The following is a 13,824-nucleotide window of genomic DNA, read 5'->3' on the forward strand; positions in this document are numbered from 1 at the left end:
AAAATCCTTTAGTAACTTCTATTATTATTATGAAAAATCGGATTTACAAAAAGTTCCTTTTGAGATATATTTAGGGAGGCGAAATATCTTAAGGGGCGGATTTGATGGCTTTCTATCACAGCTTGTCAGACCAGATTCATGGTTATAATAAAAATATTAAGTTAAGCTTCACGGCAAATATTATTACCCAGATTGGCATGGGTATCTTCATGGTTATTTATAATTTCTACATTCGCGAGCTTGGGCTATCGAATTCGGTGAACGGTCAGGTGATTTCCATGACCTCCCTAGCAACGGCCATTATTTTAGTTCCGGCTGGTTTAATCAGTGACCGATTTGGAAGAAAAAAAGTGATCTTTTATGGGATTATCATTTCGGGCATCCTTCTCTTGCTCCGCAGTCTCGTTGACCTGCATGAACCATTAGTAATTCTGGCCTTTGCTGGAGGCCTTTCAATGGCTTTCCTGCAAGTTTCGGGTATCCCCTGGATGGCAGAAAATTCAACAGCAGAGCAAAGAGTAAACTTGTTTAGTCTCCATTTTGCTTTATTAACAGGCGCCAATGTTGTTGGGAATTTGCTCGGTGGATTTTTAAACGATGCCTTCTCGTTATTTTTTAATGATTTGAATAGTATTCGATTTACGTTAATTATAGGCGCCGTTATATTTATAATGGGGGCTTTTCCTGCGGCGAAATTTCAAGAAATGCCAAGAAAGAAAGAGAGCTCGTCGAAAAAGAGACGTATATTTTCAGAGATCAGCTGGAAAAATGAAGGGGTTAAAATGATTGTTCTGTTTGCCGGAGCACAATTGATGATTGGCTTTGGCGCTGGGCTTGTCATCCCATATCTTAACCTCTACTTTGCTGATCGTTTTGGGGCTCCAACTTCAGCCATCGGCTTTATTATTTCCCTTGGCCAGGCGGCAACGGCCCTTGCCATGGTCATTGGCCCTTTGGTAGCAAAAAAAGTTGGGGAAGTAAAAGCAGTCGTTTTCCTGCAGCTTTCTTCTTTGCCTTTTCTTCTGCTGACAGCTTTTGCAGAGCATTTATGGATAGCAGCTCTCGGATTTTTATTTAGGCAGGCATTGATGAATGCAGCCAATCCGATTCAATCTTCACTGATGATGTCAAAGGTGGACGATTCGGTAAAAGGCCTTGCCAATTCAGTCAATCAAATGGTTTTTAATCTAGGTTGGGCTTTGATGGGACCCGTTTCTATGGGAATTGTTTTAAAGTACGGATCCTACTGGGGCTATGCCTATGTCTTCCTGATTACATCTGTGCTTTACTTAATTGGCTCCACTTATTTCTATCTTGTATTCAGAAGGTTTGTTCCTGAAAAAGCAAAGCCTTCTGCCGTAAAAGCTGTTTAGGAACGGTGAAAAATGACATATTTCTTGGGAAATGTTTGACAATGCCGAATTGTATCCCGCGTTGTCTTTTTTTACCTTTTAATAAAATTTCTGTCGAAGAAAAGATGCAGGAAATTCCACTGATTTGCTGAATTAAATGTAACAGGTGAGCGAATCGGAGTGGTTAAATGAGAGAGTCTGTTCAATGCTTTTTGGCTGAACTAAATAGTAAAAAACATATTTCACAGATTGTTCAAAATGAAGGACGTTTTACGGTTTATTTTGTATTGGAGAATCAACGTTTTTCCCTTTGCATTTGCAATGGCAAGGCTGAACTTAATGAGGATTATGCCGATTTCTTACTTGAAGACTGCATCATTCGGGGGAGAGATGAGGCAGTAAGGAGTCTGCTCTCTGGAAAAGCTAAGCTTAGAGAGTTTATCAAAACTGGTGAGCTGCAAATACAAGGTCCTTTTAGAAGTATTTTAAGGGCGGAATCTATTTTTTATCTGGCAGGAACACAAAAATTAACATACAAATAGGTTGACGGAATAATTATAATGTTGTAAGATTCTTTTAAATATTCAATTAATAATAACAATTCCATAACATTCTTATCAAGAGTGGCGGAGGGACTGGCCCTACGATGCCCGGCAACCGGTTTTTTAACACGGTGCTAAATCCAGCAGAGCGTTTTTTGCTCTGGAAGATAAGAAGAGAAGCCCCCTCTTCTTATGAAGTGGGGATTTTTGTTTTGTGGAGGTCATGGGAGGAGAATGTGGGATGAGCAACGGACAAAAGGCATACCGATTTGAAACACTTGGTGTACATGGGGGATTATCTGCAGATCCGGTAACAGGAGCAAGGGCCGTGCCTATTTATCAAAATAATGCCTATCAATTCAAAAATACGGAGCATGCTGCTAACTTATTTGCTTTGAAAGAACCAGGTTATATTTATACACGGATACATAATCCGACTGTTACCGTGTTCGAAGAAAGGGTTGCGCTGCTTGAGGGCGGAATAGGGGCTCTTGCGGTGGCAAGCGGCATGGCGGCGATTACGCTTGCGATATTAAATATTGCCGAAGCAGGTGATGAAATTGTCTCTGCTTCAACGCTTTATGGAGGAACATACAATTTATTTGCCGTTACGCTCCCGAAATACGGAATAAAAGTGAAGTTCGTAAATCCTGAAAATCCCGAGAACTTCCGCGCTGCCATTAACGATAAAACAAAAGCCGTTTTTGCGGAGACAATCGGCAATCCAAGCCTGAGGGTGCTAGATATTGAAAAAGTGGCGGAGATTGCTCATGAATCAGGTATTCCGCTAATCATTGACAATACATTTGCCACGCCATATCTGTGCCGCCCATTTGAGCATGGGGCAGATATTGTCATTCACTCCGCGACAAAATGGCTGCTGGGAAATGGAACAACCTTAGGAGGAGTCATTGTAGATGGTGGGAAATTTGATTGGAATTCACCTAAGTTTCCTGGCTTGACCACGCCTGATCCTAGCTACCATGATATTGTATATGCCGAGGCTCTTGGTGCTGCCGCTTATATAGCAAAAGCACGGGTGCAATTGTTGAGGGATCTTGGTCCTTCGTTGAGCCCGCAAAATGCTTTCCAATTTACACTTGGCTTAGAAACCCTCCATGTGAGAATGAAAGAGCATATTGCCAATACGAAGCAGGTTGTAAATTACCTGACCAGCCACCCTGCTGTTGAATGGGTTTCCTATCCTGGCCACAGCTCACACCCAGATAAAGAGCTTGCCGATAAATACCTATCTAAAGGTGCAGGAGCAGTCGTAGTGTTTGGGATTAAAGGTGGTAGGGAAGCAGGAGCGAAACTGATTAACTCCATTTCCCTATGGGCGCATGTGGCAAATGTCGGAGATGCGAAGAGTTTAATCATCCATCCTGCGAGCACCACCCACCAGCAATTGGATGAAGCTGGATTAAAAGCTTCAGGCGTTTCCGAAGACCTAATCCGTTTATCGATCGGGATTGAAAATGCCGAGGATTTAATCGAGGACCTAGAGTCAGCAATTGAAGCAGCTACCGGTCTGACCTCCCTTGTTGTTAAATCTTAAACCATCAAAAAAAGGGTAGTGCAAAAATTGTAGGAATTTCGTTGACACCATTTTTTTTTCGTGTTACGATAGCAAACGTAATTCTTTTAATGATGAAATGTTCAGTTAAATTTAATATATTTATTGTTTTACTCTTATCAAGAGAGGCTGAGGGATGTGCCCGATGAAGCCCGGCAACCGTCAATGAATTTTCATTGAAATGGTGCCAATTCACACAAAGCATTTGCTTTGGGAGATGGGAGAAAGGATATAATTCATTATGCCTTTCTGCCATGCGCAGAAAGGCATTTTTTGTTTATTATCCTGAATTCTTTGAGTAAAACTATCGAATCATAAATTAATAAGAATTGCGTCATTGTATCAAAACGGAAATTTTCCAAGGAGATTCTCCGTTCATCGGATAAAAAGTGGGTGAATGAAATGATTTCTATTAAAAATGTCCGGAAATTTTATGCCTCAAAACAAGGCCAGGTAAAAGCAGTCGACGATGTGAACATCGAAATTAACGAGGGTGAAATTTTTGGAGTGATTGGTTATAGCGGAGCCGGGAAAAGTACACTGATCCGAATGCTGAATGGGCTGGAGATTCCTTCGGAGGGTTCCATTACAGTAGCTGGACGGGTTGTTTCAAAAATTAAAGGCGGGGAGCTTCGAAAAGCACGCCAGGAAATAAGTATGATTTTTCAACACTTCAATCTTCTTTGGTCCAGGACAGTCCGCGAAAATATTGCTTTTCCATTAGAAATTGCCGGTGTTGGCAAACAGGAAAGGCTTAAAAGAGTAGACGAATTGATTAAGCTTGTCGGCCTTGAGGGCAGAGAGGACGCTTATCCTTCCCAATTAAGCGGCGGCCAAAAGCAAAGGGTCGGCATTGCGAGGGCGCTAGCGAATAATCCAAAGGTTTTGCTTTGTGATGAAGCGACTTCAGCACTTGATCCACAAACAACTGATTCCATTTTGGAACTTCTTGTGGATATAAATAAGCGGCTTGGATTAACGATTGTCCTAATTACGCATGAAATGCATGTGATCCGAAAAATCTGCCACCGTGTTGCAGTTATGGAAGGCGGACGGATTGTTGAGCTTGGTCCAGTACTGGAGGTTTTCAAAAATCCACAGCAGCCGATTACGAAAAGGTTTGTCCAGCAGGTGACTGAGCCGGAGGAAACAAAGGAAACGATCGACCATTTACTTGAGCAATATCATTCTGGGCAGATTGTGCAGCTGACCTTTATCGGTGAAGGAGCGGAGCAGCCGCTGATCACCAATCTCATTCGCAATTTTGATGTAACGGTTAATATTTTGCAGGGTAAAATTTCGCAAACCCAAAGTGGCTCGTATGGCACACTTTTTATTCACCTTGATGGTGCTGAGCAAGAAGTGGAAAAAGCAGTCAGCTTTATCGGCGAACAGCAGGTTGGGCTGGAGGTGATCACAAATGGATGATAAAAAGTATTTTCAGGATATTGACTGGCAAAGCATGTGGGAAGCAACCAAACAAACTTTGTATATGACTGGAATTTCAGTGGGAGCAACGTTAATTTTAGGTCTTCTGTTAGGTTTACTGCTTTTCCTGACAACAAAAGGGAACCTTTGGGAGAATCGTCCAGTTAACTCGGTTATCAGTGCGATCGTCAATGTTTTTAGATCGATTCCTTTCATTATTTTAATTGTCCTTCTAATACCGTTAACTAAATTACTTGTCCATACCATGATTGGGGAAAACGCAGCCTTGCCAGCCTTAATTATCGGAGCTGCACCTTTTTATGCACGCATGGTTGAAATAGGATTGCGAGAAATAGATAAAGGAGTCATTGAAGCGGCAAAGTCAATGGGAGCGACAACCGGAACTATCATTTGGAAGGTCCTCCTTCCTGAGTCCATGCCGGCGCTTGTATCTGGTATCACCGTTACGGCAATTGCTCTTGTGGGTTATACTGCGATGGCGGGAGTAATCGGGCCGGCGGTCTTGGAAACCTTGCTTATCTGGAAGGCTTCCAACGGAACCAAAACGATGTAACGATTATCGCCACGATAATCATTTTGGTTATCGTATTTATTATTCAGTTCATTGGTGACTTCATCGCCTCTAAATTAGATAAAAGATAAAAGGAGAGTTCAAACATGAAAAAATGGTTAAGTGTTCTTTTAGCATTATCGCTTGCACTAGTATTAGCTGCATGCGGTAATTCCAGCGACAAAAAGGAAGGCAGCAGCAAAAAATTAGTGGTAGGAGCTTCAAACGTTCCACACGCTGAAATTTTAGAGCAGGCAAAACCTCTATTAAAAGCAAAAGGTATCGATTTAGAAATCACAAAGTTCCAGGACTATGTTTTACCAAACAAAGCATTAGAATCAAAAGAGCTTGATGCTAACTACTTCCAGCACATTCCGTATCTAAAAGCGCAAATTAAAGAAAATGGTTATGATTTTGTTAGTGCAGGCGGAATCCACATCGAACCAATCGGTGTTTATTCTAAAAAATACAAAAAGCTAAGCGATCTTCCAAAGGGAGCTCACCTGATTATGAGCAACTCAGTAGCCGATCATGGCCGTTTGTTAAGCCTGCTTGAAGCACAAGGCTTGATTAAGCTAAAAGAAGGCATAGATAAAACTACGGCTACGGTTAAGGATGTTGTAGACAATCCTAAAAACCTGAAGTTTGATACAAATTACGAAGCATCCCTTCTACCTCAAATTTACAACAATGGTGAAGGAGATGCCGTCTTAATCAATTCAAACTACGCGATTGATGCGGGATTAAATCCGCTTAAGGACTCTATTGCTATTGAAGACAAGAATTCACCGTATGTAAACATTATTGCGGTTCGCAAAGGCGACGAAAACAAAAAAGAAATTAAAGCATTAGTAGAAGTACTTCATTCTAAAAAAATCCAGGACTACATCCTAAAGCAGTATAAGGGTGCCGTTGTACCGGTTTCTGGTGAATAAGAGTTAAAGAGGCGACAGGCATCTTCCAATATATTGGAAGGTGCCTGTCGCCGTATAGGACCAGATGGATTTCTGCATACTAATTTTGATTAAATTCAAGATTGGAGTGAAAAGGGAATGGAGTATCATGAGCCTCGAAATTCGACAGAGTCAGCACTTCATAATTATAAGGAAGGGCTTGGAGTATTCACGCAAAAAATGCCTGAATTAGCACAGCACTATAATGCTTTTACCGAAGCATGCTTTAAGGAAGGCGCTCTTTCAAAAAAAGATAAGCAGCTGATTGCGCTAGGAGTCAGCCTTTATTCGCAGGACGAATATTGTATTATATACCATGTAAAAGGCTGCCTTGATGAAGGGGCCACCGAGGCTGAAATTTTAGAAGCTATCGGGGTTACTGCAGCTTTTGGCGGCGGAGCAGCGATGAGCCAGGCAGTAACGCTTGTGCAGGAGGCAATGTCTGAGTTAGGTCAGCAGCTTCAATAAGAAAATAATATCCTTCTCCAAGATTTAACAGCAATTTTTTGCCTGAAATCCGTTTTTATAAGTTTTGTCCGGGTAAATAAATAATGGTCCAACGGACAAGATTTTTAAAACATGATTCGAAGGGAAGGATTCATTATCAACCATCTTCAGTTGAACTACACAAATGAAATGGAAAAAGCAATGCAGTCAGCCCATGGAGTAGGCTATGCAGTTTATAGCCAGAAACACGACGTAAGGATGGAAGTAGAACAGAGGCGTGAAGAAGACTATCTTAAGAGCCAGCGGATTGTGGCAGACCTGGATAGAAAAGCCCACTTATAATAAAGACATATATTAATGAAGAAATTCGGAAAGTCAGTGAAAAAGTCACTGGCTTTTCTTTTGCCATTGCCACAAACCTCTATACATGAATCAAATTCAGATTGGAAAAAATATAAAAGGTTTGTTTTTCAATTTAAAAGCACTCATTCTCATTTGCTTGAAAAAAATTATAGGGATGATCGCCAATTTAGTTGGCTTTATTTAATACTGTTTAAGAGTTGCTAACACTTTTCATTTGTTATAAGATTGTAATGAGAATAAAATGAGAATAGAAATATGTCATTTTTTTGAACAAAGACTATTTTTCGGAGGTATATATATGGCTGGGTCAACTTTAACGATTAAAGATCTTCATGTTGAAATTGATGGGAAAGAAATTTTAAAAGGTGTAAACCTAGAAATAAAAGGCGGAGAAATCCACGCGATCATGGGACCAAATGGTACCGGAAAATCTACTCTTTCTTCTGCTATCATGGGACATCCCAAATACGAAGTTACAAGCGGCAGCATTACGCTTGATGGCAAGGATGTACTGGAAATGGAAGTTGACGAGCGTGCGCGTGCAGGCCTGTTTTTAGCAATGCAATATCCGAGCGAAATCAACGGCGTAACAAATGCCGATTTTTTACGTTCAGCGGTTAACAGCCGCTTGGAAGAAGGAAATGAAATTTCATTGATGAAATTCATTCGTAAGATGGATTCAAAGATGGATTTCCTTGAAATGGATCAGGATATGGCGCAGCGTTATTTAAATGAAGGTTTTTCCGGCGGTGAAAAGAAGCGCAATGAAATCCTGCAATTAATGATGCTTGAGCCTAAAATGGCCATCCTGGATGAAATCGACTCCGGTCTTGATATTGACGCTTTGAAGGTTGTTTCAAAGGGAATCAATGAAATGCGCAGCGAAGATTTCGGATGTTTAATCATTACACACTATCAGCGTCTTTTAAACTATATCACTCCTGACCATGTGCATGTCATGATGCAGGGTCGTGTCGTCAAATCTGGCGGACCTGAGCTTGCACAGCGCTTAGAAGCAGAAGGATATGACTGGATCAAGCAAGAACTTGGAATTGAAGATGAAACAGTTGGGCAAGAAGCGTAAGCGTTAAGGGAGGATCCAAAATGACAACAGAAACAAGACTGCCATTTGAAAAGGAGTATGTTGAATCTTTTTCAAAACAAAAGGGTGAACCGTCCTGGCTTGGAGAGCTTCGCATTAAAGCTCTTGAAAACGCAGAAACACTGCCAATGCCAAGGCCTGATAAAACCAAAATAGATAAATGGAATTTCACGCAATTTAGCAGCCACACTGTCGAAAGCCAGGCCTTCACTTCTCTGGGCGAATTGGCTGAAGAAGTAAAAGTATTAATCGGCACAGAAACTGCTGAAAAGAACTTATATATTCAGCGCAATCAAACTCCTGCCTTCTTAACTCTAACAGAAGATCTAAAGAGCCAGGGTGTTATTTTTACAGATATTTTCACTGCAGCACGCGAACACAGCGAGCTAGTGCAAAAGTATTTTATGACAGATGGCGTCAAAGCAGATGAACACCGTCTTACAGCGCTTCACGCGGCACTTCTTAACGGAGGCGCATTCTTATATGTTCCAAAGAACGTTGAGGTAAGCGAGCCAATCCAGGCGGTTTATGTCCATGATGATAGCGAGACGAATCTTTTCAACCACGTAATCGTTGTTGCAGAAGATAACAGCTCGGTAACATATGTTGAAAACTATATTTCTACAGTTGATTCCGCAAACGGAATCTTCAACATCATTACAGAAGTATTTGCAAATGCAAACGCAAAGGTCCAATACGGTGCAGTTGATAATCTTGCAAAAGGCGTTACAACATATGTAAACCGCCGCGGTATTGCTGGCAGGGATGCCCGGATTGACTGGGCACTTGGCTTAATGAACGATGGCAATACGATTTCCGAAAATGTGACCAATCTGGTTGGCGACGGTTCATACGGCGATACCAAAACAGTTGTTGTCGGAAGCGGAGAGCAGATACAGAACTTTACGACAAAGGTTGTCCACTTCGGAAAGAATTCTGAAGGCTATATCCTGAAGCATGGCGTAATGAAGGACAGCGCTTCGGCTATTTTCAACGGAATCGGCAAGATCGAGCATGGTGCGAGCAAATCGAATGCAGAGCAGGAATCACGCGTCTTGATGCTTAGTGAAAAAGCTCGCGGCGATGCCAACCCAATTCTTCTGATTGATGAAGATGACGTTACTGCAGGACATGCTGCATCTGTCGGCCGTGTCGATCCTGTGCAATTATATTATTTGATGAGCCGCGGAATTCCGCAAAAAGAAGCAGAACGCCTTGTCATTCATGGCTTCCTTGCGCCGGTGGTAAATCAGCTTCCTATTGAAGGCGTTAAGAAACAGCTGACTGAAGTGATAGAAAGGAAAGTTCGATAATGAATATCCAGGATATTCGTAAACAATTTCCTATATTGGATCAGGAAGTAAATGGAAGGCCGCTTGTCTATCTGGACAGTGCGGCGACATCGCAAAAACCGGTTCAAGTCATTGAGGCAATCGACCAGTACTACCGCGGATACAATTCAAACGTTCACCGCGGTGTCCATACGCTGGGCACAATGGCGACTGATGCCTATGAAGGAGCACGCGAAAAAGTCCGTAAATTCATTAATGCGAAGTCCACACAGGAAGTTATTTTTACAAGAGGAACAACCACTGCTTTGAATACAGTAGCTGCAAGTTATGCTGCAGCTAACCTTCATGAAGGCGATGAAATTGTCATTTCCCACATGGAGCATCACAGCAATATTATTCCATGGCAACAGGTGGCAAGACGCACTGGTGCCACTTTGAAATATTTGCCGCTTCAGAAAGATGGAAGCATTTCTCTTGAGGATGTCCGGTCGACGATCACTTCAAATACGAAGATTGTATCCATTATGCTTGTTTCCAACGTGCTTGGAGTTATTAATCCGATTAAGGATATTACACGGATTGCACACGAAAATGGTGCTGTCATGGTAGTTGACGCTGCCCAGGGCGCTCCGCATATGAAAGTAGATGTCCAGGATTTGGATTGCGACTTCCTTGCTTTCTCAGGACATAAGATGTGCGGCGTACTGGTATCGGCGTGCTTTATGGGAAGAAAAACCTTCTTGAAAACATGGAGCCAATCGAATTTGGCGGTGAAATGATTGATTTCGTCCAGCTTTATGAATCCACATGGAAAGAGCTTCCTTGGAAGTTCGAAGGTGGGACTCCGATTATTGCTGGAGCTATCGGCCTTGGAGCTGCAATCGATTTTCTTCAGGAGGTAGGCCTTGATAATATCGAAGCGCATGAACATAAGCTTGCTGCATATGCGCTTGAAAGAATGTCAACGGTTGAAGGTATGACGATTTACGGGCCAAAGAATGCCGCACAACGCGCTGGATTAGTGACATTTAATTTGGATGAAGTCCATCCTCATGATGTTGCAACCGTCCTTGACGCCGAAGGTATTGCAGTTCGTGCAGGCCATCACTGCGCACAGCCGCTGATGCGATGGTTAAAAGCTTCTGCGACTGCCCGAGCCAGTTTTTACCTATATAATACCGAAGAGGATATTGATAAGCTTGTAGAAGGACTTGTCAAAACAAAGGAGTATTTCAGCAATGTCTTCTAATAATAATTTAGATACTCTCTATCGCCAGGTGATTATGGACCACTATAAAAATCCCCGTAATAAGGGAGTTTTAGAAGAGGGAAGCCTGACAGTCAATATGAATAACCCCACCTGCGGCGATCGCATCCAGCTTACCATGAAAGTAGAGGATGGAATCGTCACTGACACAAAGTTCGAGGGTGAAGGCTGTTCAATCTCAATGTCATCCGCTTCCATGATGACTCAGGCAATAAAAGGGAAAAAAATTGATGATGCAATTAAGCTGTCTAAAATATTTTCCGATATGATGCTCGGCAAAGATTATGATGATGATATTGATTTAGGTGATATAGAAGCTCTGCAGGGAGTCTCAAAGTTTCCAGCCAGAATAAAATGTGCCACATTGGCATGGAAGGCAATGGAAAAGGGGCTCCAGGAAGAGGGGCAATAACAGGACGTGGAAGGACGTGACGCCCTTTCCGTTCAAAAAGGAGGAAAACGAAGATGGCTAAAAAGATGCCTGAAATCGGTGATTATAAATATGGCTTTGCCGATAAAGACGTTTCCATATTCCGGTCTAAGCGTGGCTTGACACGTGAAATCGTTGAGGAAATTTCTAAAATGAAGCAAGAACCGCAATGGATGCTTGATTTCCGTTTGAAGTCACTTGAGCATTTTTACAATATGCCAATGCCTCAATGGGGCGGAGATATGGCTTCTCTAAACTTTGATGAGATTACTTACTATGTAAAGCCGTCTGAAAAGTCCGAGAAGTCTTGGGATGAAGTGCCTGAAGAAATCAAGGCTACTTTCGATAAGCTTGGCATTCCGGAAGCAGAACAAAAGTATTTAGCGGGTGTATCCGCCCAGTACGAATCTGAGGTAGTTTACCACAATATGAAGGAAGATCTTACGGCCTTCGGAATCGTTTTTAAAGACACTGATTCTGCATTGAAGGAAAACGAAGATATTTTCCGTGAACATTTTGGAAAGGTTATCCCTCCAACTGACAACAAGTTTTCTGCATTGAATTCAGCTGTATGGTCAGGCGGATCGTTCATTTACGTGCCTAAAGGGATAAAAGTAGATACGCCATTGCAGGCATATTTCCGCATTAACTCAGAAAATATGGCGAATTCGAGCGTACCCTGATTATCGTCGATGAGGGTGCACATGTTCATTACGTAGAAGGATGTACAGCACCTGTTTATACAACGAACTCACTTCACAGTGCCGTTGTAGAAATCATCATTAAAAAAGATGCATACTGTCGTTATACAACCATCCAGAACTGGGCAAACAACGTGTTCAACCTCGTTACAAAGCGTGCCGTTTGTGAAGCAAACGCAACAATGGAATGGATTGATGGTAACATTGGATCTAAATTAACAATGAAGTATCCGGCTGTTATTTTAAAAGGTGAAGGCGCACGCGGTATGACCTTATCAATTGCGATTGCAGGTAAGGGCCAGCACCAGGATGCGGGAGCGAAAATGATTCACTTGGCTCCAAATACTTCATCAACAATCGTTTCAAAATCAATTTCCAAGCACGGCGGTAAGGTAACATACCGCGGAGTGGTCCACTTTGGCCGCAAAGCCGATGGCGCACGTGCAAATATCGAATGTGATACGCTGATTATGGATAACCAGTCTACATCTGATACCATTCCTTACAACGAAATTTTAAATGACAATATCTCATTGGAGCACGAAGCAAAGGTTTCCAAGGTTTCTGAAGAGCAGCTGTTCTATTTAATGAGCCGCGGTATTTCTCAACAGGAAGCAACTGAAATGATTGTAATGGGCTTTATAGAGCCATTCACAAAAGAGCTTCCAATGGAATATGCAGTCGAAATGAACCGCCTGATCAAGTTTGAAATGGAAGGTTCAATCGGTTAATCCTTTGAATTGAAATCCGTCTGCCAAGCTGGCAGGCGGTTTTTTCTCGGTTGAAAAAGCGTGTTGTTTTCTGAGTGTTAAAAGAAATTGCCTGCTGCATCTACTTTTGCTATAAAAGTTTCATCATACTGGACGATGGGGAAAATGAATACATAACAGCATCAGTGTGGCCATCCATTATGCTATGATAATGTTACTGGGGTGATTTTATGATTTATATTGGCGTGACAGGGTGGGGTGACCATGATAGTTTATATGGGAATGGCATCAATCCCCGAAATAAATTAAAAGAGTATGCCGGGCATTTTCCGATTGTTGAAGTCGATTCGGCCTTCTATGCCATTCAGCCTGTCCGAAATGTGGTTAAATGGGTTGATGAAACGCCAGATTCGTTCCAGTTTATCGTAAAGGCATATCAGGGGATGACGGGGCATCAAAGAGGAGAAATACCGTTCGAAAGCAAACAAAAAATGTTTATGGCATTTAAGGAGTCTTTAAAGCCCTATCATGAAAAAAATAAATTGGCAATGGTTCTTTTCCAGTTTCCGCCCTGGTTCGATTGCAAAAGAGAAAATGTGGAATACCTGAGATGGTGCCGGAACGAAATGGGCGATATTCCATGTGCCCTTGAGTTTAGGAACCAGTCATGGTACCAGAATGGAATGCGTGACAAAACTTTAGAATTTATAAAGGAAGAAAATTGGATTCACAGCATTTGCGATGAACCCCAGTCAGGCCAAGGCTCGATTCCTCTCGTGCTAGAGGCCGTCAATCCTGAAAAAGTGCTTGTTCGGCTGCATGGACGAAATGTGCATGGCTGGCAAAAAAAGAATGCTGAAAATTGGCGGGAAGTCCGTTACTTATATCGCTATAATCAAAAAGAATTAGAAGAATTGGCAGGTTTTTTTAGAAAGCTGCAAAAAGAATGTGAAAATGTTTTCGTTCTATTTAATAATAACTCTGGTGGCGACGCCGCAGATAACGCAAAGCAAATGATAGATATGCTGCAAATTAAATACGAAGGCATGGCTCCAAGACAGCTTGATTTATTTTAATAGGAGAGAAGGAT

Annotated in this window: 11 protein-coding genes, 3 pseudogenes and 2 riboswitches; all 14 genes and pseudogenes read left to right on the top strand. The window is 42.0% G+C overall.

The window, feature by feature from the left end:
• Positions 1-104: 104 nt before the first annotated feature.
• The 14 genes and pseudogenes from RCG23_RS15795 to RCG23_RS15860 all read left to right on the top strand — a co-directional run bounded on the left by RCG23_RS15795 (position 105) and on the right by RCG23_RS15860 (position 13,810).
• A complete protein-coding gene (locus RCG23_RS15795; protein WP_308176497.1) occupies positions 105-1,373 on the top strand; it encodes an MFS transporter in 1,269 nt (422 codons plus the stop codon).
• 191 nt (positions 1,374-1,564) lie between these two features.
• Positions 1,565-1,894 carry an SCP2 sterol-binding domain-containing protein gene (locus RCG23_RS15800; protein ID WP_308176498.1) on the top strand — a complete coding sequence of 110 codons (330 nt, stop codon included), beginning with the start codon at positions 1,565-1,567 and terminating at the stop codon, positions 1,892-1,894.
• A gap of 69 nt (positions 1,895-1,963) precedes the next feature.
• Positions 1,964-2,068: riboswitch (SAM riboswitch) on the top strand.
• A gap of 67 nt (positions 2,069-2,135) precedes the next feature.
• The gene (locus tag RCG23_RS15805) at positions 2,136-3,452 is read left to right on the top strand and encodes an O-acetylhomoserine aminocarboxypropyltransferase/cysteine synthase family protein (RefSeq protein ID WP_308176499.1); all 1,317 of its coding nucleotides are present in this window, start codon (positions 2,136-2,138) and stop codon (positions 3,450-3,452) included.
• 131 nt (positions 3,453-3,583) lie between these two features.
• Positions 3,584-3,694: riboswitch (SAM riboswitch) on the top strand.
• A 178-nt stretch (positions 3,695-3,872) separates the two neighbouring features.
• Positions 3,873-4,898 (top strand): methionine ABC transporter ATP-binding protein, encoded by a 1,026-nt coding sequence (locus RCG23_RS15810; RefSeq protein ID WP_308176500.1) that lies wholly within the window; start codon positions 3,873-3,875, stop codon positions 4,896-4,898.
• Positions 4,891-5,561 (top strand): annotated as a pseudogene (locus RCG23_RS15815) (methionine ABC transporter permease). Before RCG23_RS15810 ends, RCG23_RS15815 begins: the two are co-directional and overlap by 8 nt.
• Positions 5,562-5,576: 15 nt before the next feature.
• Positions 5,577-6,404, top strand: coding sequence for a methionine ABC transporter substrate-binding lipoprotein MetQ (gene metQ / locus RCG23_RS15820; RefSeq protein ID WP_308176501.1), 828 nt, complete (start codon positions 5,577-5,579; stop codon positions 6,402-6,404).
• A 117-nt stretch (positions 6,405-6,521) separates the two neighbouring features.
• Complete coding sequence (locus RCG23_RS15825; RefSeq protein ID WP_308176502.1) at positions 6,522-6,890, top strand: carboxymuconolactone decarboxylase family protein; 369 nt, start codon at positions 6,522-6,524, stop codon at positions 6,888-6,890.
• Positions 6,891-7,001: 111 nt separating this feature from the next.
• The gene (locus RCG23_RS15830) at positions 7,002-7,211 is read left to right on the top strand and encodes a YuzK family famiily protein (RefSeq protein WP_308180182.1); all 210 of its coding nucleotides are present in this window, start codon (positions 7,002-7,004) and stop codon (positions 7,209-7,211) included.
• Positions 7,212-7,530: 319 nt separating this feature from the next.
• The gene (gene sufC / locus RCG23_RS15835; protein ID WP_308176503.1) at positions 7,531-8,316 is read left to right on the top strand and encodes a Fe-S cluster assembly ATPase SufC; all 786 of its coding nucleotides are present in this window, start codon (positions 7,531-7,533) and stop codon (positions 8,314-8,316) included.
• A 20-nt stretch (positions 8,317-8,336) separates the two neighbouring features.
• On the top strand, positions 8,337-9,647 hold the full coding sequence (gene sufD / locus RCG23_RS15840; protein ID WP_308176504.1) for a Fe-S cluster assembly protein SufD: 1,311 nt from the start codon (positions 8,337-8,339) through the stop codon (positions 9,645-9,647).
• Positions 9,647-10,875, top strand: a pseudogene (locus tag RCG23_RS15845) (cysteine desulfurase). The gene sufD and the pseudogene RCG23_RS15845 overlap by 1 nt, the downstream one beginning before the upstream one ends.
• A complete protein-coding gene (gene sufU, locus RCG23_RS15850; protein WP_308176505.1) occupies positions 10,865-11,305 on the top strand; it encodes a Fe-S cluster assembly sulfur transfer protein SufU in 441 nt (146 codons plus the stop codon). The pseudogene RCG23_RS15845 and the gene sufU overlap by 11 nt, the downstream one beginning before the upstream one ends.
• A 53-nt stretch (positions 11,306-11,358) precedes the next feature.
• Positions 11,359-12,755 (top strand): annotated as a pseudogene (gene sufB, locus RCG23_RS15855) (Fe-S cluster assembly protein SufB).
• A gap of 209 nt (positions 12,756-12,964) precedes the next feature.
• Positions 12,965-13,810: a DUF72 domain-containing protein gene (locus tag RCG23_RS15860; protein WP_308176506.1), complete on the top strand. Its 846-nt coding sequence runs from the start codon at positions 12,965-12,967 to the stop codon at positions 13,808-13,810.
• Positions 13,811-13,824: the final 14 nt, after the last annotated feature.

The organism is Neobacillus sp. PS3-34, from assembly GCF_030915465.1.
GTDB lineage: Bacteria > Bacillota > Bacilli > Bacillales > Cytobacillaceae > Neobacillus_A.

Coding starts and splice junctions, on each gene's coding strand:
- sufU (WP_308176505.1), top strand. CDS start 10,865: ATGTCTTCTAATAATAATTTAGATACTCTCTATCGCCAGGTGATTATG.
- RCG23_RS15795 (WP_308176497.1), top strand. CDS start 105: ATGGCTTTCTATCACAGCTTGTCAGACCAGATTCATGGTTATAATAAA.
- RCG23_RS15825 (WP_308176502.1), top strand. CDS start 6,522: ATGGAGTATCATGAGCCTCGAAATTCGACAGAGTCAGCACTTCATAAT.
- RCG23_RS15810 (WP_308176500.1), top strand. CDS start 3,873: ATGATTTCTATTAAAAATGTCCGGAAATTTTATGCCTCAAAACAAGGC.
- RCG23_RS15860 (WP_308176506.1), top strand. CDS start 12,965: ATGATTTATATTGGCGTGACAGGGTGGGGTGACCATGATAGTTTATAT.
- metQ (WP_308176501.1), top strand. CDS start 5,577: ATGAAAAAATGGTTAAGTGTTCTTTTAGCATTATCGCTTGCACTAGTA.
- sufD (WP_308176504.1), top strand. CDS start 8,337: ATGACAACAGAAACAAGACTGCCATTTGAAAAGGAGTATGTTGAATCT.
- sufC (WP_308176503.1), top strand. CDS start 7,531: ATGGCTGGGTCAACTTTAACGATTAAAGATCTTCATGTTGAAATTGAT.
- RCG23_RS15830 (WP_308180182.1), top strand. CDS start 7,002: ATGATTCGAAGGGAAGGATTCATTATCAACCATCTTCAGTTGAACTAC.
- RCG23_RS15805 (WP_308176499.1), top strand. CDS start 2,136: ATGAGCAACGGACAAAAGGCATACCGATTTGAAACACTTGGTGTACAT.